Source organism: Paenibacillus periandrae (genome assembly GCF_022458865.1).
GTDB classification, from domain to species: domain Bacteria; phylum Bacillota; class Bacilli; order Paenibacillales; family NBRC-103111; genus Paenibacillus_S; species Paenibacillus_S periandrae.
On sequence record NZ_JAJNMU010000022.1, the window covers coordinates 163,691 to 187,302 of the forward strand.

The following is a 23,612-nucleotide window of genomic DNA, read 5'->3' on the forward strand; positions in this document are numbered from 1 at the left end:
CCGTTGAAATCAAAAGGATGGTGTTATGCACGTGATCAGAGATAATATTGTGATCAAGGGCGCGCGAGCGCATAATTTAAAAAATATTGATGTTATGATTCCACGGGATCGTTTTGTTGTGCTTACAGGCTTAAGCGGCTCAGGCAAATCGTCGCTTGCTTTTGATACCATCTATGCTGAAGGGCAGCGCCGTTATGTAGAATCATTGTCTGCATATGCGCGGCAATTTTTAGGGCAAATGGACAAACCTGATGTGGATTCCATTGAGGGGCTATCCCCGGCGATTTCCATTGATCAGAAAACGACAAGCCGTAACCCGCGTTCTACTGTTGGAACGGTCACGGAGATTTACGATTATCTTCGGTTGTTATTTGCTCGTATTGGGCGTCCACATTGTCCCGATCATAAGATCGAGATAACGTCCCAGACCATTGAGCAGATGGTAGACCGGATTATGGAGTATCCGGAGCGAACACGTCTGCAGATACTGGCTCCGATTATATCGGGTCGCAAGGGCGAACATACGAAGCTGTTGGCTGACATAAACAAGCAGGGCTTTGTACGTGTGCGCGTGAATGGCGAAACGATGGATTTGTCCGAGAAGATAGAGCTCGATAAAAATAAAAAGCATAATATCGAAGTGGTTGTTGACCGTATCGTTGTTAAAGACGATGTGCAGAGCCGGTTGGCCGATTCCTTGGAAACGGCGCTTAAGCTCGGTGAAGGCAGGGTGCTCGTAGATATTATCGATCAGGAAGAGCTGCTGTTCAGCCAAAATCTGGCTTGTCCAGTATGCGGGTTTAGCATCGAAGAACTGGCTCCCAGAATGTTTTCCTTCAACAGCCCGTTCGGCGCTTGCCCGGATTGCGATGGACTAGGCAGTAAAATGGTTATTGATCCCGATTTGCTCGTTCCAAACCCGCAGCTATCGATTGAGCAAGGAGCTTTCGAGGCTTGGGCAGGCAGTACATCGAACTATTATCCGCAGTTTCTGGCTGCCGTATGTGAGCATTACGGGATTTCACGGACGACCCCCGTAGCTGATTTGACGCCCGAGCAGATGAAAAAGCTGCTGCTGGGTACAGGCGGCGAGAAGGTAAGGTTCCGTTACGAGAATGATATGGGGCACAGGAAAGAAGCAATGGTTCCATTTGAGGGTATTATTCATAATCTGGAGCGTCGTTATCGGGATACGTTCTCAGAAGGTATTCGTGAGCACATCGAGAGCTATATGAGCTCGAAGCCGTGCGGCAAATGTAAAGGTCAGCGCTTGAAGGCTGAATCGCTGGCTGTCACCATCAATGGGAAAAATATTGCTTTTGTCACTTCGTTATCCATCGGTGACTCAGCAGAATGGTTCGATTCCTTGTCGTTGACAGATAGAGAAATGCAGATAGCCCAATTGATTCTCAAGGAAATCAAAGCGCGCTTGGGCTTCCTTGTTAATGTAGGGCTGGATTACCTTACGATGCATCGCGCAGCGGGTACACTATCCGGTGGTGAGGCACAGCGGATTCGTTTGGCGACTCAGATCGGGTCGAGCCTGATGGGCGTGCTCTACATTTTGGATGAGCCCAGCATCGGACTGCATCAGCGTGATAATGACCGCTTAATACAGACGCTTGAGCATATGCGCGATCTCGGTAACACCCTAATCGTGGTAGAGCATGACGAAGACACGATGATGGCAGCTGACTACATTATCGATATCGGTCCTGGTGCTGGTGTGCATGGCGGAATGGTCGTGTCACAGGGAACACCACAGGAGATTATGGATGATCCTCATTCGTTGACTGGCCAATATTTAAGCGGCAAGAAATTCATCCCGATTGCTGCTTCACGGCGGGAACCGAATGGGAAATGGCTGGAAATCAAGGGAGCTAAGGAAAATAACCTGCGTAATGTGAACGTTAAGCTGCCGTTAGGCGTATTTACCTGTGTAACGGGTGTTTCCGGATCAGGGAAAAGTACATTAATCAATGAAATTTTGTACAAAACTTTGGCCAAGGAGTTAAATAGAGCCAAGGTACGCCCGGGTGAGCATAAAGAATTTATCGGGCTTGAGCATGTGGACAAGGTGATCGAGATCGACCAATCGCCAATAGGCCGAACACCGCGATCCAATCCTGCTACCTATACTGGGGTATTTGACGATATACGCGATTTGTTTGCTACTACCAATGAGGCTAAAGTGCGTGGCTACAAGAAGGGGCGCTTCAGCTTTAATGTGAAGGGTGGACGCTGTGAGGCTTGCAGCGGGGACGGAATCATCAAGATCGAGATGCATTTCTTACCTGATGTGTATGTACCTTGTGAGATTTGCAAAGGCAAACGGTACAACCGGGAAACACTTGAAATTCATTACAAAGGCAAAAGCATTTCCGACGTATTGGCCATGACCATTGAGGATTCATGCGAATTTTTCAAAAATGTACCTCGGATTCATCGTAAGCTGCATACGCTTCTTGAGGTAGGTCTCGGTTATATGGATCTGGGTCAACCAGCGACAACCTTGTCAGGTGGAGAGGCGCAGCGGGTGAAGCTGGCGGCTGAGCTGTATCGCAGAAGCACAGGCAAAACGATCTATATTCTCGATGAACCAACGACCGGACTGCATATTCACGATATTGATCGATTGCTTAAGGTGCTGCACAAGCTGGTAGATAATGGGGATAGCGTTCTTGTCATCGAGCATAATCTGGATGTCATCAAGACAGCGGATTATATGATTGATCTCGGTCCCGAGGGCGGCAGTAAAGGTGGTACGATCGTGGCTACGGGAACACCTGAGGAAGTCGTAAAGGTAAAAGGCTCCTACACAGGGAAATACCTCAAGCCTATCTTGGAGCGAGATAAAGCGAGATCCGCCGAATATATAGAGCAGTTGGCCTAGCATTTTATCACATCGGGAGTTATAAATGTTAGATGCAATGGACACTGTATAGATACACAGTTGTTTTTTGAACAAGTATCCACGTAGATGCAAGAAATGTTGACAAAGTTGTTACACTTCAGCAAATCACTTGCACTTCGCAGCTAGTCAAGCTAAGATAGAATATATGCAATTTTGTAACCATGAGGAGGTCTCTCGATGTTTTTGGCCGAAGAGGCAGCAAAAGCAGCGCAAGCCGCATCAACTTTTAACGGGTTTGACGTATTCGTGATCTTGTTCACGATTGTAATCGCTATTGGTGTAGTACGTTTACTGGCATCTCCTAAGAAAAATATTTTTGCCATCGGGTTTGGTGGAATTAGTTTGGTCGTTTTTTTAGTGATGGATGCTGTAATGGTTATGAGCTGGATGGGTAAACTCTAGACACTTAACACAGGCATCACCTATTATGAACCTTACCCTATAACGAAGAGAAGCCCTTGGACCCGAGTCCGAGGGCTTTTTTTGTATGTCGAACTGTTCAACAATCAATGGGACGACTGAATCTTCAGACATGCATTTAAAAAGCCGAGGCGCATGAGCCCTCAGCTTTTTAAAATACATATCCTTGAATAACCATCAGTCAAACTCTCTGTCCAAGCAGAGACTTACACTGTGATTAAACCCACCACATCTCACCAACCGGATCTTTAATCAAAATTTGCTGCAGGTTTTGTACGGCCTTAGTAAAGCCTTCATCTACGGACATCAAGCCATCCTCATGCTCAATACTAACTACATAGTCATAGCCGACAAGACGAAGTGCGCTGATAATATCAGCCCATGTTTTCAAGTCATGACCGTAACCGACAGTACGGAACTGCCATGCGCGATCCAGCATTAAAGTGTACGATTGCATGTCGGTAACGCCATGCTTGTTAACATTAATCGGATCAATGGTTGTATCCTTGGCATGGAAATGATGGATAGCGTTGGCACGGCCTAATATTTGCACCGCTTGTACCGGATCAATACCCTGCCACCACATATGGCTTGGATCAAGGTTAGCGCCGATAACGTCGCCAGCAGCTTCGCGAAGACGAAGCAATGTAGCTGGTGTATGTACAGAGAAGCCGCCGTGCAGCTCAAGACCGATTTTGACATTGCGGTCAGAAGCGAATTTACCTGTTTCCGTCCAGTAAGGAATAACCTTGTTCGTCCACTGCCAGTCCAGAATTTCCTGATAATCATTCGGCCATGGTGCTACAGGCCAGTTTGGATATTTGGCACCCTCATGATCGCCCGGGCAGCCAGAGAATGTATTGACGACAGGAACCTCCAGCTTTTCAGCCAGCTCTATCGTTTTGATGATCGTATTATGATGATCTGATGCAATAGGATGCTGCGGGTGGAGTGGATTACCATGGCAGCTAAGCGCACTAATAGTGAGCCCACGGGATTCTACTGCCTTTTTAAAAGCCTTCAGCTTTCCTTCATCAGCCAATAATACTTCCGGATTGCAATGTGCATTTCCAGGGTAGCCACCTGTTCCAATTTCAATCGCTTCCAAGCCTTTAGCAGCAATGTAATCGAGGGTTTCTTCAAGAGATTTTTGGGCAAATAATACGGCAAATACGCCTAACTTCATAAGACACCTCCGAGAAAATAAGAAATGTACGCGTGTACGCACTATAACAAATTATAACATTGTTTGCTTGCTAACTCAAAGTGCAAGATGAGGACATTCCTATTTGAGTTGGGTATACATTTACTTGCCTACTAGGCGAATGAACAAGCGCGAATGAAAGACCCACATATACTGTACCATTCACAGAGAAGGAGATGATCCATTTGGCTTACAATAACAATTTCCAATGTCCGCCGGCTGACCCGGTTTTTACAGATCCAACGCAGGTGATCCGCAATTTTTACTATCCACAACCGGTACCGGTAATTCATCCTGTTGAAGTGGTTAATCGTCATCATTGTGTTCCAGTACCCCACCATTTTGTGTCCTGCACTGTCAAGGATGAAGTATGTACGGTTAGCAGCCGTAATATGAAGAAACGGGATGCGGGCGGCGCCAGAGCAAAGGTATCGCGCACCAAGCTGAAAAAGTAATCAGTGAGCCTCCTTCAGGCTGCCTGTTGATGGAGCTCTCAGGCCCATGATAACGCATCCTGTTCAAAAATTCGCTCTTTCTGTCCAAACGGAGTACCCGCAGCTTGCAGTATGCCGAGCTCAGCGTCTCATGAAAAGAGTCTCTTACCCGGGATAACCGGATAGAGACTCTGGGTACTTGATAAGTATGGCGTACAGCCGGATCAAGGATCCCTTCCGGTTGAAAAACAAGCAAGCGGGCTGCTTCAGGTGTGAGCTAATTGGTTAAAATGGCCAATTCAGCAGTCCGCGGTAAATTTTCCATACGGTTTCAGTGTTACCACTGTAGATAATGACGGAGAAGGTGACAATAGCTTGGGTGAGCACGCAGCGGGCGAGGAAATAGGAACGTGATACCTTTTTCTTATTGACTGTCGATTTGCCAAGCAGATTTTCCAATGCAATCACGATTCCGTGATAAAGACCGTAGAAAAAGTAGAGCCAGCTAAAGCCATGCCAGAGGCCGATCAGCACCATAATCAGGATGGACAAGCCTGCTGCTGTCACTTTGCTGGGAGCTTGACGTGAAAAAAACATGAAGATATGCTCGCGAAACCAATCTCCCAATGTTGCATGCCAGTTGCGCCAAAATTGAGTCAAGGTCGGAGACTGAAACGGTTTTTTGAAATTTTCGGGAATATTATAGCCCATTAAGCGACCAAAGCCGATGGCGATATCGGAATAACCTGAGAAATCGAAAAAAATGAGCGCGTAAAACCAGACCATCAGAAACAGTGATTGATGCGTATGGAGCTCACCCTGCTGCATATGGTTGAACACGTCGGTCATCCAGGTAACGATTACGATCTTTTTGAACAATCCCATAATAATTCGTTTGACATTGTCCTCAACCTGCGACGAAGACAGCTTGTAGGGCTGCTTCGTATCCGCCATAAAATCACGGAATTTAAGAATAGGTCCTGAAGTAAAGGTTGGCACGAAAAGAATATAGTTAGCGTAATCCATCAGCCCGGCACGAGCGTCTTTACCGATAAAATAGGCGAAATAATGCGCATCGATAACCTTCAGCACGTTGTAGATCAGACCAAGCAGCATCACTGTATCGAACAACGGGTTTTCAAATATTTGCATTCCGTACATACGCATTCCGCAAACGCCGACGATATTAAGAGCAATGAGTGTTATAAACCAGCCTCTGCGCCAGGAGGTGGTCTGACACAGGAATCGAAAGGCGATATAATTTACAATCGTATAGATGATGTAAAAGACAAATAGCTTCTTGCTGAACACCAGCAGGAAGCTGAGGTTGAACGCCAGCAGTAATATGCGTTTATTGTGGGGCCACCAGCGGGTAAGCGCCAGAATGAGAATCATTCCACACATGGCCATGACTGCGTTCATGTTCAAATACCACATAACCTGACTCCCTTGATTGAAAGATGGCCGAGCCTTGAAGAGGCTCAGAACCCCTCGTATATAAACAATCCTTTACCTGTAAAATAGATCAAAACAATAATGAGCATCGCCGTATACACAATTACTTCGACGATTTTGCGAGGGATTGGAGCCATGCGTCAACCTCCTTGGTAAATACCGGAGCCCCGACTTCACGGCTCAAATGGACGAGATCATGAAATTGTGCGGGCTTGTAGGTGCTGAGAAGATCCAGCACAGGAACCTGATGCTGAGCAAGTTTTTGATTCACTGTGGCTTGTAAGCCTGCCATATATTTGGGAACCGGATACGCCGGATTCCAGGGCATCCAGATCACACGTACAGGCAGCTTGTGATCATCAGCATATCGCAAAATAGAATCGAGTGCCTGTAAATTATCCTTGTAATCAGGCTGTGACATCCAGCCGAAGCGGCGCTCGTAATCATCCCACTTGGTCTTTAGCTCATCATCGGTCTTTTTGCCGTAATAAAGCTCCTTATCAATCCAGCGAGGCACGTAAGCGAACAGCTTGGAGCGGTTCAGCTCCAGTGCACCCTCATACAGCTGCCGAACGGCTTCACCGCCGGAATCCCTGAAATAGTCGCGATATGTATATACATAGGGCTGGTACCAGGGCTTGAACCATTGATAGGTCGGGTCTGTTTCCAGACTGTCGATCATCGTATGTACATCGATAGCAATCACAAGCTGATCCTCGACGTGAAAAAGCTGCCGCTCCAGCAGCTCCTGCAGATCGGTTAGCTTCCCGTAGGACAGTCCCAGCTCAATAAGCCCCGATTTGGATTGCTCTTCGATATAGGCACCTGTGACGGAGGAATTTCCGAAGAAAACCGGTCCATGATCCAGCCAGCCGTGATGATATAAGGTTTTGGTAAAGTCATTTTTGTAAAAACGCCGCGAGGTGACCATCGGGTCCCAAATCGAGATCAGAACGTCCGATAGCACAAAAGCGGCGAGCAGCAGCAGCACAAAGCTGTTTTTACGGAAAAAGGCGATCAGTTTCATAAGGAACCCACATCTTTGTTTAGTGTTAAGAATTATAGAGATTTTTGCTGCCATGCGTGATATTGCTCGTGGAACGTTGTTGGCCAATCGGCTTCATTCAACCCAAACTGGGCCAGGAAGGCAAAGGTCCAACGTTCAATCCCGAAGCCTACGCAGCCAGTAACAGCGGGACGTTTACCCATTTTAATTTGAAAGGCATTGCCGAACGTGTTGCTGTGAAAATTAATCGACCCGCAGGCAATTGATTTTTTAATGTGAGGTATCGTCAGACGAAGCTCATATTTCATCTCCTGATTGCGTTGAAACGAAGCCTTAGTTTGAAAATCATTGGTGAAAAAAGGATCATTGGCAATTTCCAGCATACAGTCAACATTCCACTCAACAGCCAATTCTTTCATATATTCAATAGCACGCAGGCGGTTTTCCTTAACAAACTCAGGTTTGCCGACGAAAATAATTTCGCGCATGCTGAAATCCAGCAAACGTCCAAAATCGCTGTGGTTACGGGATTCAAAGCGATGGCATTTGGAAATAGCGGAAACGATTAGACCGTCGCCCTCCAGCGTTTCATTTTGCAAGCCCTCATAACAGTGATAGCAGGTCGAAGGGTTCATCGTGAACTTTGGTGACGGCATTGTAGTATTCATATCGAGCGGAGCGTCTGACTTCCAGCCACCAGACTCACGAATGGATTGTGAAAAGGCTTCAATAATGTCCAAGTCCTCACGCAGGTGTGTCAAGAAATGGATATGCTCGGGAAACGATGTAAAATGGTTCGTTTTATTCAGTGTTTCGCAATGAATAACAGCCGGATAGGATTCTTCCTTGATGCCTTCGAAGCGATTGCCGACCTTAGTGACGAACGAATAGTCAAAAAAGCGCATCAGGCTGGAAAACGGTTCACGGAAAATGAACAGGCCTTCCTCCAGAACCTTAATGATTTTGCGGTCTACGAGCTCGGCAATAATATCGCCTTCATAAGGAGTGTTCACCTTTTGCTCGAACAAAATATTTTCTTTGAAGCCAAAATCACCATGTGAAAAACGTTCGATCAAGCGGCGTACTTGTGCTTCAATCGCAGCATCGCCTTTGGGTGATTCATGGACAATATGAATATGATTATTTTCAAGCCGAATATCGCGAATTTGTTCGTCGATGAAGGCGGCCGCGTATTTCAGCTGGCCATGCTGGCTTAGTGCCAATCCTTCGAGGGAAACGACGCATTCCATAGGTCATTACCTCGCAGTCTTTTTTTGGATGAAGTCGGCGATTTCACGCACTGTATTCATAGAATACAGCATCAGGTCCTGATTCGTCACCTGAATGCCATACGTTTGCTCGATATGCGCAATCAACGCCGTTGCGCCGATGGAGTCCACATAACCGTAATCGAAAAGATGGACATCTGGGGTAAACTCATCGTCATCCGCTTCTATTTCGTAGCGATTGCGGATATGCGATTCTAACTGGGAAAGCAGGTCTTGCATGTGGGTTTCCTCCTTGTTTGGGCAGTTCTGAAAGCTAAGTATAAAGGCGGCAGGTACCGACTAATAATGAATAAGGATCGTCGTTGCTGCGCCAAAATGGGTTACGGTATACAGATCGCTACCATCCTGCTGCACGACCTGAAGCTGATCTCCTTCGATATTCAGGGGAACTGCGCTTCTCAGCTGTATTTGCTGCATACCGTCCGATTGAAGCTCAAGCTTCCACTCATTGGGAGACTTGTGCAGTGTATACGGCACATTGCTGCGCAATAAATGCGGACTGGCAGAAGGCAATAAAGGAGCAGCAGGGATAGGGATGGTTATGCCGCCGGATTCAGTAACAGAATCACTGCCGGATGGCTTCATATTCTCAAAGCGAACGAGTGTAGTTAACGGAACACCTACATATAGCTTATCATTGCGCCAATCGGAAATATCCGATTCTGTTGACAATGGACGATCTGCATAGGCTTGACCACGCTCAATGGAAACACCAAGTGTTCCTTTGTATTCGGCAGCCTGTTCAGGCACGCCTTGCGTTAGCGGTTTGATGCGAATCGTAGGTTTTGTTTGCATACCGAACATGTGCTTGATTCGATCCATAACGACTTCGCTCCAAGGACGATAAATGGTTACCTGTGTTGTCAAGGTATTGAGCACCGTACGCGCCATTTGCGTCTCCGACATAAAATTGTAGCTGTGCTGATTGCGAATTTGATCCAAAAATTTCACAAATTCGAGCAGCTCTCCAACTCCGCTTGGAAATTTATATTCGATATGCTCGAAATAATCAATCGGCATATCCTGGGCAATATAGGAATCGAACAAATCCTCCGTCGTATACTGCGGATCAAGACGAAGTACGGGTGCTGGTGTGCTCAGCAGCATAGGTGGCTGGCTTGGCAGACCGGATGTGGAATCTGTCATCAAAAAAGGCATTCCCCAATTGTACTGCACGCCCAGCCGCGGCTCATTAGGGATGTTGGCAGGTCTAAAGCCGAAGTTAAACCATATTCCGGCATCCCGCTCGTTGCACAGCGTCTGTGTAGGATCAGGGTTATTGATTCGCCACGTATGCTGGTTGGTTCCTGGCATCTTCCAGGGAATACCGAGTCGATCAAAGGCCTGCCGATGCAGTGCGAGCTCCTCTTTTTCCTGTGCATCGCTTGTGAAATTATGGACAAATAGATGCGGATACAGTTCGAGATAGTGATCCTTACTATATTGAATAAAAGCCTGCAGCTGCTCAGCGTAAGGGAACTTGGGATCATCTACCGTTGTTGGCATCCCGAATTCGAGCTGTCCGACGATCAGATCATCTTTGCCGTCGTGATTCAGATCATACCATAGCGGCACGGAATTGTGCCCTCCGACGAGCGCATGATTGCCGAGCTGGTTCAGCGTAGAGCCTTCCAGCACGCCGTCTGCCTGCCATTGACCGTTTGCTTGCTGCGTATACACACGCAGATCGCCTTCCGAGCTGCCGACCACAAGCTCGAGTCGGCCATCGCCATTGACGTCGTGCAGCGATGGCGCAGCGTATGCCGCAGGCAGCCTGAACAGCAGGCTGCCGGGTTCAAAGGCAAGCGGCTGCCCGGCTGCGCCGGGGCTGACGCCGCCTGCGCCTGCGGCGCCCTCGCGGCCCGCTTCGCGTTGGCCGCGGTAGAGCGTGACACCGCCTGCGGCATCCCCGACCACGAGGTCGGGAACGCCGTCGCCGGTGGTGTCACCGACAGCCGCAGCCACAGGTGCTGCGGCGCGAATGACCTGCCCGCCCGCAAGCAGCGGGGCAGGCGGTGTAAACGCGCCGTCGGCTGCGCCATAGGCGACGGCTAGCGTGCCGTCCGATAGGCCGAGGATCAGATCCGGCCTACCGTCGGCATTCAGGTCATACGCGGTTACACTTGCGTTAGACCCGGTCTGCAGCGGCTGCCCATTCACCAGCCGAAGTGGCTCCCGCTTGCCGAAGGCATCGGGTGCCGCGATGCTTGCGCCCTTACGCACGTCAGCATTGTCCTTACTGTCCTTTGCGCTGTTACTTACTCGCACTTCACCCGCACTCACGCTTTCCGGCAGCACCTGCCCGGCATAAGCTTCAGGCTGCGCGCCTAAGTTAGGGTAGACATAAATCGATCCATCGGATGATCCGACAATCAGATCCGCAAGCCCATCGCCATTCAGATCCGCCAGTGCCGGGTAGGCGCGATACGGTTCTTGAAAGGCATCGCCCAGCGAGTGATAGTTGGGGTCACGTGCCAGCTGAATGGGACGCCCTTCGCTGATGAGACGAGTGCCGCTGGAATAAAACGAATTTACCGTTTCACCAACAAAAGCAGGTTTTTCGTTCGTGCCTGTATTTAAATGAACAGCTACCGATTCTTGCCACAGCCCCCAATGAAAAGAGGAGCGAACGAGAGAAAATGAAGGAAGCTGATTGTACTTCTTCAACAATTCCGCCCATTGAATGCCTTCGCCATCCCGTATCGCTTCAATGGCTTCAAAATGATTTTGATGGGCCATTGCAGGCCGGCCATAAGGACCAAGCACTTTTTTTACACTGTACCCGAACGTCTCCTTGGACACAAACGCAGCATATTCACTGCGAAGCAGCGCGCTGCCTGTAGAGAAGGTGAAATGAAAGTAAGGCGCCAAGGGCAGCTGGCTGCGATCAAAATATAAGGCGCCAGGGGCAGGATTGCTGCTGTTGTTCATCGTCTCGGCAAGCTTGGTAAAGCCAAGTGCTGCGTCCATACCGCCAGCCAAATCATAGCCTGTAATATAATAGCGATTAGGCAGCAGGGCACTGCTGACAAATACGGTCCCTTGTCCATATCGGTTCAAAGCAAACAATGTCGTATCGTTCAGTGTGACGATCGGTTCAGCCGTAGATACGAGCAGGCCTTGTCCCCATGAAAAACGACCTAGATCAGCCAACCCGTCATGCTGCAGATAATTATCAATAAACTGACGGAATAACTGCTGGATAGCCTGCAAATTCAGCTCGACCTCGGGATACTCGAAGGATGACCAGCCCGCCTCTTGAGGCTGTGTACTTGCCTGCATCCTATCTGGTGGAGCGAGTCCGACCAATTGTTTGGCACCTATAAAATCTAATGGAAAATCGGATGCCAAACTATTTTCAAGGAACAAATGTCCACCCTGTGCTACATAGCTTTGCAGCATATCGACCTGCTTCACAGATAATGCTCCATGTAGAGAAGGATCTACGTATACGGTATGAAAAGCTTTTAACTGCCGTGAGCTTAGCTTATCGAGAGGCTGTCGTTCCAGCTGTAAATTGGCAACTAAGGACTGGTTCAGCTGTCCGAATGCCGCGGTATCGAAGCTGTCGCCATTCGTGACATAGACCATGCGAATCGATAAATCCTTATTGGAAACAAACAGCCACACAAATGCGACAAGGATTAGCAGGAGACCAACAGCGGCGCCTGTAATCCGGACTTTGGTTAACTTCAAAAAAACCCCTCAATTTTCACTCGGTTAAACTACTCAAATAGTATATCATGGATGCAGATCTTTGTTAACTTATGAGAGACTTGGGTGCAGAGACGCCAAAGTTGAATAAAAGAGTAGATTCACAGCATTTTTATATGAATTTTGCTGTTTATGAAGGCAATTCCATTGGCTTTAGACTTGACAATTCTGTTACACTGTATGTATAGAAGCTCATATTGAGCTGCACGCATATGGGAGCATGTTCATTTAAGAAAGATCACTGCAGTTACTCTGCTTACGGGTACTTGCAAATGGAACAACATTCGGAGGCATATAAGCATGACAACAATTAAACGATCGGATATTGAATTACTGGCACCTGCCGGAGACTGGGATTGTTTACGGGCAGCAGTGGCCAATGGGGCTGATGCTGTATTTTTCGGTGTAGAGAAGTTCAATGCACGGGCAAGAGCGAACAATTTTTTAATGGATGATTTGCCGGATATTATGTCCTTTCTTCATTTGTATGGGGTGAAGGGATTTTTGACATTTAATATATTGGTATTTGAAGAAGAGTTGAGCGAAGCACAAGAGCTAATTGAAGCCTGTATCGAGGCGGGCGTGGACGCGGTTATCGTGCAGGACCTCGGTCTCGTGAAGATGATCCGCGAGATTTCACCGGATTTCCCTATTCACGGTTCGACGCAAATGACGATCACCTCGCCAGAGGCTGTCGAGTTTACGAAGCCATGGGATATCGAGCGGGTTGTATTGGGGCGTGAAAACAACCTTAAGCAGATCAAGCAAATTGGTGACCAGGCAAAGCTGCCGATGGAAGTGTTCGTGCATGGCGCTTTATGCGTATCGTATTCGGGACAATGTCTGACCTCGGAAATGTGGGGAGGCCGTTCTGCCAATCGTGGAGAATGCGCGCAGGCTTGCCGTTTACCGTATGATTTGATGGTCGATGGGGAGCAAAAGCCGATGGGCGATATCGCCTACCTGCTGTCACCAAAGGATTTGGCGGCGCTTGAGCTGGTTCCGGAGCTGATCGAAGCTGGCGTGACTTCCTTTAAAATCGAAGGCCGCTTAAAAAGCCCTGAGTATGTGGCAAACGTAGTTAGCAAGTACCGGCTAGCGATCGACCGCTACTTTGACGGTGGTGATGTAAGACCGAGCAAGGAGGAGCTGCGTGAATTGGAGCAAAGCTTTTCCCGCGGGTTTACGTACGGATTTCTAAAGGGTACAAATAACAAGCAGCTCGTAGAAGGCACCTATCCGAAAAGCCGTGGTATTTATCTGGGTCGTGTGAAGCAAATTTTGCGTGATGGCGTGGTCTGTGAGCTTGAAGCTCCTGTTAAACGCGGTGATGGCATCTGCTTTGACGCGGGGGATCCGACCAAAAAAGAAGAAGGCGGTCGTGTATACGACATCCGCCGTAGAGGTGTGAAGCTGGAGGGTGAAGCGGCAGGTGGATTGATCGAAATTATTGCTGGACGCAACGATGTTGACTTGAAGCGCCTGCATGTGGGGGACCGGATATGGAAAACGAATGATCCGCATCTGGATAAAAGGCTGCGTCAATCGTTCGAAAATGATCGGCCTTACCGTACCTTTCCGGTGAATATTAAAGTAACTGGAAGACTGGGTGAACCGCTACGCAGCTGGTGGACCGATACGCGAACGGGGCATACTGCCTACGTAGAGTCGGAGCTGCCGCTGGTACAAGCACAAAAGCGGCCGATGGACGAAGCGTTATTCGCAGAGCAGCTGGGTCGATTGGGCGGTACGATTCTAGAGCTTGGAGAGCTTGATGTGCAGCTGGAAGGGGAACTGATCGTACCGATGCGCGAGCTTAACAGCATGCGCCGCAGTGCTGTAGAGCTGCTGGAGACTGAACGTCAGCGTCCGCGGGCATACGTGAAGCGCAATGTCGATGCTTATGCTGACGTTCCTGAGCACCCTGCTCAGCAGAAGCAGATTTCTTCTACGATTCCACAGGTACGTATGACCGCTTTATGCCGCAGCCTGGAGCAGGTTGAAGCGGCGCTTGCTACCCATGTTGATATGGTGATCGCCGATTTCGAGTTTATTAAGCAATTTCCCGCAGCTGTAGAAGCGGCGCGCCTCGCCGGTAAGCGTATTGCGCTTGCTACTCCACGCATTCATATGCCGGGGGAAACCGGATATTTCCGTAATATTTCGAAGCTGAAGCCGGATGCGATTCTGGTTCGAAATACGGGAGCTGTTTATTTCTATTTAAAGCAGCGGCTCGAACAGCCGAATGAGCAGCATCCTGAGCTGATCGGAGATTTCTCCTTGAATATCTCCAATCATAAAACAGCGGCGTTGTTCCTCGAAGCTGGCTTGAATAAAGTTACACCCTCCTATGATTTGAATATTCAGCAAATGGTCGATCTGCTGCATGCGGCAGATACCTCGAAGCTGGAGGTCGTCATTCACCAGCATATGCCGATGTTCCATACGGAGCATTGTGTATATTGTACATTCCTCAGTGAAGGGACGGATTATACGAACTGCGGACGTCCCTGCGAGGACCACAGTATTTCACTTCAGGATCGTGTCGGCATGTCACATCCGGTACGGGTTGACGAAGGCTGTCGGAATACGGTGTATAATGCGGTAGATCAATCTGGTGCTGAATATGTGCGGAACTTCATGGATTTGGGAATTTCCTCCTTCCGTATTGAGTTTTTAGAGGAGACAGGGGATAAGGTCAAAGAGGTTATTTCCTTGTACGAGCGTGCGTTGAACGGTGAAATTAGTGGGACTCAAGTATGGAAAACCTTGAAGGCAACCAATCAACTGGGTGTCACAAGAGGACAGCTTTTAAAAAAATAACATGGAATATGAAGCAGTTTAGGGCCTTTGTACTAGGTCCTGACTGCTTTTTTGTTGATTTTTGTAAGATTTTTGTAAGGTCCGATATTGTATGATACAGATAATGTATGTATTCATGTAAATATGTGTAAACCCCTATTTTTGTTCGGAGGCTGCACATTTACTGGATGATCCATGTTCATTGACAAAAGAATAAGAGGAGGAGAAACAATGTTTTTGAAAGAAGCACGCAGTAAGATCAGCTCTGGTCTTGTGTTCACGCTGTTGTTCAGTTTGCTATTGCCTGCATTAGCTTGGGGCGCTGCAGCAGTGCCATTGAAGGACATCGCAGATTCCTACGCGCAAAAGGAAATTCAAAGCTTGGTCGATAGTGGGATAATCAGTGGTTACGAGGATGGGAGCTTTCAACCGCGTAAATCGATCACCCGCGCCGAATTGGCCAAAATTCTCGTGTTGTCTCTTGGATTGAAAGAAGATCCTGACCAAGCGGCTGCCTTCACAGACGTGGACAAAAACAGCTGGTACAGAGGTTTTGTCGGAGCTTTGGTTCAATCCAAAATCACACAAGGAAATTCGGCTACTACTTTTGCTCCTGACGCGAAAGTAACAAGAGAAGAGCTGGCTGTATTCTTTATACGCGCTCTGGGTCTTGAGGAGACAGCAACCAAGGTTGCTGCTGATGCCAAGGTTTCCGATCTGAGCACTGTATCAAGCTGGGCTCAAGCTCATGTATCGCTTGCATTCAAAGTAGGCTTCTTGCAAGGTATTGACGATGGAGCAGGCTCTATCAAATTCAGTCCTAAAGACAACTCGGAAAGACAAGCGGTTGCTCGTCTGGCCTATGAGTTCAAGAACAATAAGGACACTATCATCAATAAGGCAAAAGGACTTGCTGTTGGAACTTTAGCTGTTAGCTCCGCTGTTGTAACGAACAATACAACTGTAGAAGTGACCTTCAATCAAGCAGTAGGTACAGTGTCTGCATCCGATTTCACATTTGATAACAGCTTGACCGTTACCAAAGCAGAGTTGAAATCCGGAAGCACAACGGTAGTTGTTTTAACAACCAGCGTGCAAACAGGTGGAACTGTGTATAAGCTTAGCTACTTAGGCAAAGACACAGGCATTACGGTAACCGGTGCAGCAACTGGCGGAAGCGGAAGCAGCAGCAGTGGCAGCAGCGGTAGCTCTCTTTCTATATCAGATAAGCAATTGCTTGCAATGGGTGGTACTTTAAACAAAAATATCAGATTGATTGAAAGTGGTACCTATGGCCCTGCTGACGGTTCCACTACTGTAGTTAATGGAACATTGACGCTTGACCCTGGCGAAACTGGCGAAATTACGCTGAGAAATATTAAAGCGGATAATATCGTCGTTGCTTCAGGTAGCTCTAATTCCATTAAATTAGTAAATGTTGTTATCGTAGTAGAATTGAAAATTGATACTAACGCGTCTCAAACAGCATTGGTTCGTGTTGTAACAGAGGGAACTACAGTAATCAAAAGCACTTATGTAGGTTCTGGTGCCATTATCGAAGCAACTAAAGGTAGCTTTGGTAATATCAATATCGAAGCAGGGGCTGCGGGCAAGGAAGTTCAGCTTAAAGGGACAATTACAGACGCCGTCTACGTGTCTAGTCTGGCAGCTAATGTAACTATTAATGTAAGTGCACCAACAACTGGCGGTGGCAGCACTTCCGTGGCAGCATTGAACCTGGGTGCAAACTCGAAAGTAAAAACAGAGACAGGTTCTACATTAAAATCTTTGGTAGTAACAGCAAATATTAAGGTAGTGTTGGATGGTGCGGGAGCTATTTCTAATGTATCTGCTGCTTCGACAGTAACAAGCCTTGCATTAGATGTAACTTCGACTGTCAATATTGAAAAGGTCACATTAACGATCACAGTTACAGTCACATTGACTGGAGATACGGGTGCAGTTGCGCGCATTACTATAACCATCGAAGCTGGAGGCGGTACAGTAGAAGTATCACCTGATATTGCTGCAGTAAACGCAAGCAGAGATGCATTGGTAATCGGTTATGCAACGGGTGATTCAGAAGCATCGGTTAAAAGCAACCTCAAGTTGCTAATAACAGATAGTAACAACGGAACAACCATTACGTGGTCTTCTTCGAACACTTCTGTAATCGGCAATGACGGTACCGTTACACGTCCTGCCGCTGACACATCAGTAACGTTGACGGCGACAATCAGTAAAGGTACTTCCACTGCTACAAAATCATTTACAGTATTAGTTGTTAAAGCTACTGGGAATTCAGAAACAGCTGTGGCTGCAAGTATTAATGCGCTAGCCATTGGTTATGCTTCTGGTGATTCAGCTGCGTCGGTTACACAAAATCTTACTTTGGAAACATCAGACGTAGTGAATGGAACAACCATTACATGGTCTTCATCGAACGCGGCTGTGGTTAGTAACACAGGTGTTGTAGTTCGTCCGACAGCCGACACCGTAGTAACATTAACAGCTACTGTTAGCAGCGGCAGCAATTCTGGTACTAAAGAATTCCAGGTTACTGTTAAAGCTTCAACTTCAGTTACTACTGTAACTTATCTAACTTACAACACTACGGCTTCGGTTACGAATTCGGTTTATAGTGGCGTGAGCGGTGCTAATAACGTTAATGATACAAATCTTGCACTCCATGTGGCAGCAGCTAATGCATCTGACTTCTTAATCGTTGGATTTAGTGATGCATTATCAGCTGATTCAAATGATCTTCTTGGGGTAACGGTTACTTCCAATCCATCTGCTACTGCTAATACTTATACTGTATTTGGTGGCACATACTTTGGATTCAAGTATACGAACCCAAGGGTATCAGGTAGTGTCTATCAAATACAAATAGCTGGTCTAAAGAAATCGGACAGCAGCACAGTACCTACAGTAACCATTTACGTATATCAAGACTAGTTTCACCAAGCCAGAGTCAACCTTCGGGTTGACTCTTTTTGTATTTGCGGCGAAAATAAAGGAAGATATTGTCGATTGGAGGCTGGAGATGAAAGAAAACAAATGGGTCCTGGGTCTAATCGGCATCATCCTTGTAGCGGCGATCTGGTATATATATCCGATTCTTTTTCCGAAGCAGGTGGAAAGTACGAGTCAGGAATATGTGCAGGCAACGAAGCTGATCAAAGAAGGCAAGCTGGAAGAGGCCAGACCGTTGTTAATGAAAGGAATTGCCAAGGAACCGGGGGAAGGTAAATATCATTTCGCACTTGGCAACATTGCCCGGCAGCAAAACAAGCTGGAGGAGGCGTTGGTCCAATACGATCAAACTATTCAAAAGACACCCGGTACAACAGAAGCGTATAACAACAAAGCCGGCATTTTGATGCTGCAAAATAAACCTGACGAGGCGTTGACGGTTATAGAATCAGGACTTCAACATAATCCTGCATTTCAGGATCTGCTATTCAAAAAAGGGCAGCTGCTTTATGTAAAGAAGGATTACGCGCAGGCGATCGCGGTTTTACAGCCGCTCAGCAGTGACGCCAATTATGTTGAAGCTTATCGATTTGTGGGACTATGTCTTCGAGAGCAGCAAAAGTATGATCAAGCAGTCGAGCAGCTTCAAGTATATTTGCAAAAAACACCGCAGACTACGAAGGGTCGTGCTGAAGTCGAGCAAGTGGTAGCCGCCATGCAAACTCAGGTGTCATCAATAAAGTGAACGCGTAATGCACTAATTAATTCTTAGTAAACACGTTTTGATGGGTTCAGGTTTATAGAAATGCTCATTCAGAATTTAAAAAAATAGCGAGTAAGAGGGTGAATAATTGATTACAACAGCTCAAATAATGGTTCAACTCATGAATGAGCAGCGGTATGAGGAAACGGTTTGGACTATGGAAAGGGTTCTTATGGATGGTGGCAGCGTAAGCTTGGAACTGGTCGATCAGCTGCCAAAAACATGGACCTGTAAATCTGCGTTGCTGCTGCAGCTTCAGGGTGAGCATTGTGCACACAAGGGCGAGCTGGCTGAAGCCTATGCCTTATTGAAACAGGCTGTTCAAGGCTTTGCCAGGATGGGTTTACAGCTCATGATGTTGAATTCGATGGCGCAGTTGGCTGCTGTTTGTTTACGGATTGGGGAATGGCAGGATGCTCAGACATTACTGAGCTTTTTACATATGGAGTTTGAAAGGAAAGAGACTTTCGTGGGGGGGAAGGTTCTTCATGTACTGGCTCGAGGCTCATATTTAATCGATGCACTAGAAGGAGAAGTCTCTGCATACAAGGAGGCGGAGGCACTTTTTATACAAGCAGGTACCGACCTGTGCTGTATGCAGCTCTATGTAGACCGCCTAATGGATCAGCTGGCTGTGGTAAGTGAACTGGAGCTGGAGCGAATAGGGATATATGTAGAGCAGAAATCGAGGTTGGACCCTGCGTTGTTCACATGGGGACAATTCATTAATGGCCTTGTACATAGCCGGCGTGAGCAATGGGAGCAAGCGGTTACTGCTTACTGCAACGTGAATAGCGATGAGCTGTCGTATGAATACGCTGCATTATTTTTGATTCAGAGAATGGAAGCGGAGCTGTTGGGGGCACGTGAGATTGATGATAGTCTGTGGAGCCAACTAAATCGTCTGGAGGCTGTTTTGAGCAGTGATATGCCCATTCAGCTTCAAATATGTGGTATTCGGTACTTGCAAGCCAGATGGCAGGGGAGCCACATGGACGCAGAACAGCTGCAAGTTAAACTTCAGGCGTGGATGGAACTGGTCAATCATCCTGCTCATTCGGCATGGTTAGCCCAGTGGGAGCGCAGATGGGAGTCGCGGCTGCGGGTACAGAGCGCAACTAAATCTAATACAGCCCGAAGCTGGAATATTAGCTGCTTTGGAACATTGACATTCACCAACGCCGATATAGAAGTTAAAAATGTGAAATGGAAGCGGAAAAAGGCGCTGGAGCTTTTTGTTTATCTACTCATACAGCCCGACCTGTCAGCGCCAAAGGAACGGGCGATGGAAGTGCTGCTTCAGCAAGTCGACGCAAATAAAATGAATAATCAGCTATATGTCATCATTCATCAGCTAAAGCAAACCTTGAAACAAGAGCTGCAAATGGAGTCGGCTATTGTAATCAAGGATGGGACACTCAGCATTAATAGCCAATTGCTGGGCCAGGTCGATCTAGTCAATTATCACAATCTGATACGAATGGGGGATCAGGCCTGGGGATCGGATTATGAGCTTGCAATCGATTGCTACAATCAAGCAAGGCAGTTGTATGGGGATTTGATCCCTGAGTTGAATTATGTAGATTGGCTAGATGCCTACCGGGAATCATTAGTTGAAAAGCAGGTCGGTGTTTTGCGGAAATTGTCACTATATTATAGTAACCAAGATAAGCGTGAACTAGCGGAGGTTTACTATAGCCAATGGATAGAGACCCGGCCATTAGAAGAAGAAGGGTACCAGGCGTTAATTGAGTTTTTGCTTTCAACGGGACGACAGTATGAAGCTCGACGTTGGTATAGCAAATGGGAACAGGTATGCCGTCAAGAGCTGGGTTGGGTGCCTTTATCAGAAATGAGTAAAATGGTCGTTAGCATAAACCCATCAGGAGATGTAGAGGACGAACGGATATAAATTGCTTTTCCGAATATGGTTTTTACAAAGCAATGCGATAGGGGGAACGGACGAGATGGTGCTTCCGATGGCGGATACTTTATCGATGAAGGTCAGATATTCAGGTTCAGTGGTAATATTGGTGCTGAATGGAGAATTGACGATACGGCTTGACGTATTGTTGTCGAGATTCCGTGAATTCCCAAGTGGCTTGGAGACTGAGCAGCGGGCATTAATTGTGGATTTACATCGTGTGAGCTCCAGCAGTGGTGGAGGGGTAGCTGTACTGATGAGGTTTATTCGCAAAAGGGCCGAAGTTAATCTCCAAACTTTTATGTGCGGCTTATCTGTATTTATGGAACGATTGTTCCGAATTGTTGGATTAACGCAATATGCGATGATATATCCTGATGAATACACGGTATTGCAGAGGCTTAAGGAAGTTGAGTGAATACATAAATTAAATAGCGTTGAAAAGAGCTGTGAAATGAGGTCTGCGCTGAGCGGTCTGAGATTTCACGGCTTTTTTTGTAAAGAGTTTAAAAATGTTTGTTCACACTTTAGACACATTTTTTTAAGCGAATTTTCAGATTTGTTTAAGCTGGGCTTATTGTTCGGCTTGTATATTATGGTTGGTTTGGTTAAGCAGACAGAAAAGTGGACATGGCTTGAAGAAGGTATAATTCGTTTTGAATGGAGGTTTTGAGGTGCTTGAGGTAAAACAGGTCAGCAAATTGTACGAGAACCAAAGAGGGGTCCACAGCATCGATTTTTCCATGAGCCGCGGTGAAATTGTCGGGTTTTTGGGGCCGAACGGTGCAGGTAAAACCACGACCATGCGGATGATTACCGGCTATTTGAATCCAACACATGGATCCATTGCGATTGACGGCTTATCGATGTCCGATCATCCGCGGAAAGCCCGGCAGAAGATCGGATATTTGCCCGAAACGCCACCGCTGTATCCTGAAATGTCGGTACAGTCGTATTTGCAATTTATTGCTGATCTCCGCGGAATTCCTGTGAAGCAGCAAAAACACCGGATCGGTGAGGTCATCGAGCGTCTTGGCTTACAGGGACGGGAGCGTCAGATTATGCGCAGCTTGTCCAAAGGCTATAAACAGCGGATGGGACTGGCACAGGCGATTTTGCATAATCCCGATTTATTGATTTTGGATGAACCCACCTCGGGATTGGATCCCAAGCAGATTATTGAAATTCGTCAGCTCATACGCGAGCTGGGTGAAAATCACACGGTGCTGCTCAGCACACATATCCTGCCTGAGATCAATACGTTATGCAATCGAGTATTAATTATCAATCAAGGGCACATCGTACTGGATGGGCATCCCGATCAGCTGGCGCAATCGATGGGCGAGACATTTGAAGTCTCGCTTGAAGTGAAGGGGCCGCGCGAGGCGGTATTGGCCGAGCTGCGCAGCCTGCCGCAGATCGCCAGCGTGAAGCCGCTGGCGGATGTGCTTGCTGCCGGAGGATCGGCAGCAACCGATTCGGCTGCAATTGCCCCGCAGCCGAATCAAGACGCGCCTGAGCACGGCGTGGGCGCGGAAGCTGTGCCAGCCGAGCCTGCGGCAGGGCAGGCATGGTCTTCCACGGTCGCGGCGGAGCCGACCGTGCGGGTTCTCGTGTCCGCCTCGGATCGTGCGGACATTCGCGAAGCGATCTTTTACCGCATGGCGGAGCGGCGGTATCCCATCCTTGCGATGCGCAAGGAAAGCTTGAGCCTGGAGGATATTTTCCTCAAGCTCACAACAAATGAAGCGATTGATCCTACCGCGTCAAGTAACGGTGTATCAGGGAGCCTTTCTTCTAATTCATCCCGTTTAGCGAACGAGAGCAGTAGCACTGCTTCTTCACGTCAGGATAAGGGGGGAACTCCAAATGCGTAGAATAGGGGCCATTTGCAAAAAAGAGCTACAGCTATACTTTTACTCACCAACAGCGTACGCAGCATTTGCTTTCTTTTTTCTGATTTCAGGCTATTTCTTTAGCGCCAATTTCCTGAACCCACCTAATATTGTTGATGTTCGCCCTGTGGTCGGTACGGTTACATTTGTCTTTCTGTTGATTATTCCGCTGCTGACCATGAGGCTGATGTCAGACGAGCTTCGTCAAGGCACGGATGAGCTGCTGCTGACATCGCCAGCGAGCATCACTGAAATTGTCATTGGCAAGTACTTGGCTGCCGCTATTGTCCAATTGATGCTTGTGGCAGGCTGCCTGATTTATCCTTGGATAATGAGCGCTTACGGAACGCTGGATCTGCCGATATTTTGGCTATCCTACCTGAGCATGTTCCTGATTGGAGCGGCTATGATGTCCATAGGACTGTTCGCTTCTTCCTTGTCCGCTCATCAGATGGTCACCGGAATTGTCGCTTTTGCCATATTGCTGATGTTTTGGACGGTGGAATGGTTAGGTGATATGCTCGGCGGTAAGCTTAAGGACTATCTCGGTCTCTTTTCAATAATCGGCCGTGGTATGAACTTGCAGAAGGGTGTACTGAATTTCGCCGATATATTGTTTTATGTTACCTTGATTATCGTGTTTATCGTGCTCAGCATCCAAGTGCTGGAGAGAAAACGCTGGAGATAATCAGTGATATAAGCAGACTCTATATGCAACATTTTGCTATGTAAAATTCAGTTTATGCTTACGAAATCAATTTCGCTGAAGTGAAACTCGAAGTCCATGCTTACGAAGTTAGTTTTGCTAAAGTGAAA

General features: G+C 47.4%; 16 protein-coding genes. 10 read left to right on the forward strand and 6 right to left on the reverse strand.

The window, feature by feature from the left end; translation table 11 throughout:
• Positions 1-31: 31 nt before the first annotated feature.
• Positions 32-2,893, forward strand: coding sequence for an excinuclease ABC subunit UvrA (gene uvrA, locus LRL21_RS32270; RefSeq protein ID WP_240419928.1), 2,862 nt, complete (start codon positions 32-34; stop codon positions 2,891-2,893).
• 198 nt (positions 2,894-3,091) lie between these two features.
• Positions 3,092-3,316: a hypothetical protein gene (locus LRL21_RS32275; protein WP_240419885.1), complete on the forward strand. Its 225-nt coding sequence runs from the start codon at positions 3,092-3,094 to the stop codon at positions 3,314-3,316.
• Positions 3,317-3,551: 235 nt separating this feature from the next.
• Here LRL21_RS32275 and LRL21_RS32280 read toward each other — a convergent pair whose 3' ends face one another.
• Positions 3,552-4,520 (reverse strand): sugar phosphate isomerase/epimerase family protein, encoded by a 969-nt coding sequence (locus LRL21_RS32280; protein ID WP_240419886.1) that lies wholly within the window; start codon positions 4,518-4,520, stop codon positions 3,552-3,554.
• 203 nt (positions 4,521-4,723) lie between these two features.
• On the opposite strand from LRL21_RS32280, the gene LRL21_RS32285 reads away from it, so the two are divergent.
• Positions 4,724-4,993, forward strand: a complete 270-nt coding sequence (locus LRL21_RS32285) for a hypothetical protein (protein ID WP_240419887.1) — start codon at positions 4,724-4,726, stop codon at positions 4,991-4,993.
• A 264-nt stretch (positions 4,994-5,257) separates the two neighbouring features.
• Here the strand turns inward: LRL21_RS32285 and LRL21_RS32290 are convergent, their stop codons facing one another.
• From LRL21_RS32290 to LRL21_RS32310, 5 genes are all read right to left on the reverse strand, one after another.
• Entirely contained in the window at positions 5,258-6,409 is a 1,152-nt protein-coding gene (locus tag LRL21_RS32290) for an MBOAT family O-acyltransferase (RefSeq protein WP_240419888.1), read from the reverse strand.
• 121 nt (positions 6,410-6,530) lie between these two features.
• Positions 6,531-7,454, reverse strand: coding sequence for a hypothetical protein (locus LRL21_RS32295; RefSeq protein WP_420832514.1), 924 nt, complete (start codon positions 7,452-7,454; stop codon positions 6,531-6,533).
• Between the two features lie 32 nt (positions 7,455-7,486).
• Positions 7,487-8,683 (reverse strand): hypothetical protein, encoded by a 1,197-nt coding sequence (locus LRL21_RS32300; protein ID WP_240419889.1) that lies wholly within the window; start codon positions 8,681-8,683, stop codon positions 7,487-7,489.
• 6 nt (positions 8,684-8,689) lie between these two features.
• Complete coding sequence (locus LRL21_RS32305; protein WP_076233452.1) at positions 8,690-8,941, reverse strand: acyl carrier protein; 252 nt, start codon at positions 8,939-8,941, stop codon at positions 8,690-8,692.
• 60 nt (positions 8,942-9,001) lie between these two features.
• Positions 9,002-12,418, reverse strand: a complete 3,417-nt coding sequence (locus tag LRL21_RS32310; protein ID WP_240419890.1) for an FG-GAP-like repeat-containing protein — start codon at positions 12,416-12,418, stop codon at positions 9,002-9,004.
• Between the two features lie 318 nt (positions 12,419-12,736).
• On the opposite strand from LRL21_RS32310, the gene LRL21_RS32315 reads away from it, so the two are divergent.
• From LRL21_RS32315 to LRL21_RS32345, 7 genes are all read left to right on the forward strand, one after another.
• Positions 12,737-15,259: a U32 family peptidase gene (locus LRL21_RS32315; protein WP_240419891.1), complete on the forward strand. Its 2,523-nt coding sequence runs from the start codon at positions 12,737-12,739 to the stop codon at positions 15,257-15,259.
• A 210-nt stretch (positions 15,260-15,469) separates the two neighbouring features.
• Positions 15,470-18,196, forward strand: coding sequence for an S-layer homology domain-containing protein (locus tag LRL21_RS32320; RefSeq protein WP_240419892.1), 2,727 nt, complete (start codon positions 15,470-15,472; stop codon positions 18,194-18,196).
• An 88-nt stretch (positions 18,197-18,284) separates the two neighbouring features.
• Positions 18,285-18,959 carry a tetratricopeptide repeat protein gene (locus LRL21_RS32325; RefSeq protein ID WP_240419893.1) on the forward strand — a complete coding sequence of 225 codons (675 nt, stop codon included), beginning with the start codon at positions 18,285-18,287 and terminating at the stop codon, positions 18,957-18,959.
• Between the two features lie 106 nt (positions 18,960-19,065).
• A complete protein-coding gene (locus tag LRL21_RS32330; RefSeq protein ID WP_240419894.1) occupies positions 19,066-20,889 on the forward strand; it encodes a bacterial transcriptional activator domain-containing protein in 1,824 nt (607 codons plus the stop codon).
• Between the two features lies 1 nt (position 20,890).
• Entirely contained in the window at positions 20,891-21,319 is a 429-nt protein-coding gene (locus LRL21_RS32335) for an STAS domain-containing protein (protein ID WP_240419895.1), read from the forward strand.
• Between the two features lie 256 nt (positions 21,320-21,575).
• A complete protein-coding gene (locus LRL21_RS32340) occupies positions 21,576-22,778 on the forward strand; it encodes an ABC transporter ATP-binding protein (RefSeq protein WP_240419896.1) in 1,203 nt (400 codons plus the stop codon).
• On the forward strand, positions 22,771-23,484 hold the full coding sequence (locus LRL21_RS32345) for an ABC transporter permease subunit (RefSeq protein ID WP_240419897.1): 714 nt from the start codon (positions 22,771-22,773) through the stop codon (positions 23,482-23,484). Before LRL21_RS32340 ends, LRL21_RS32345 begins: the two co-directional genes overlap by 8 nt.
• Positions 23,485-23,612 lie beyond the last annotated feature (128 nt).

Excerpts from the sequence above, each read along its gene's own strand:
- LRL21_RS32275 (WP_240419885.1), top strand. The coding sequence starts at position 3,092 with ATGTTTTTGGCCGAAGAGGCAGCAAAAGCAGCGCAAGCCGCATCAACT.
- LRL21_RS32280 (WP_240419886.1), bottom strand. The coding sequence starts at position 4,520 with ATGAAGTTAGGCGTATTTGCCGTATTATTTGCCCAAAAATCTCTTGAA.
- LRL21_RS32290 (WP_240419888.1), bottom strand. The coding sequence starts at position 6,409 with ATGTGGTATTTGAACATGAACGCAGTCATGGCCATGTGTGGAATGATT.
- LRL21_RS32295 (WP_420832514.1), bottom strand. The coding sequence starts at position 7,454 with ATGAAACTGATCGCCTTTTTCCGTAAAAACAGCTTTGTGCTGCTGCTG.
- LRL21_RS32300 (WP_240419889.1), bottom strand. The coding sequence starts at position 8,683 with ATGGAATGCGTCGTTTCCCTCGAAGGATTGGCACTAAGCCAGCATGGC.
- LRL21_RS32305 (WP_076233452.1), bottom strand. The coding sequence starts at position 8,941 with ATGCAAGACCTGCTTTCCCAGTTAGAATCGCATATCCGCAATCGCTAC.
- LRL21_RS32315 (WP_240419891.1), top strand. The coding sequence starts at position 12,737 with ATGACAACAATTAAACGATCGGATATTGAATTACTGGCACCTGCCGGA.
- LRL21_RS32320 (WP_240419892.1), top strand. The coding sequence starts at position 15,470 with ATGTTTTTGAAAGAAGCACGCAGTAAGATCAGCTCTGGTCTTGTGTTC.
- LRL21_RS32325 (WP_240419893.1), top strand. The coding sequence starts at position 18,285 with ATGAAAGAAAACAAATGGGTCCTGGGTCTAATCGGCATCATCCTTGTA.
- LRL21_RS32345 (WP_240419897.1), top strand. The coding sequence starts at position 22,771 with ATGCGTAGAATAGGGGCCATTTGCAAAAAAGAGCTACAGCTATACTTT.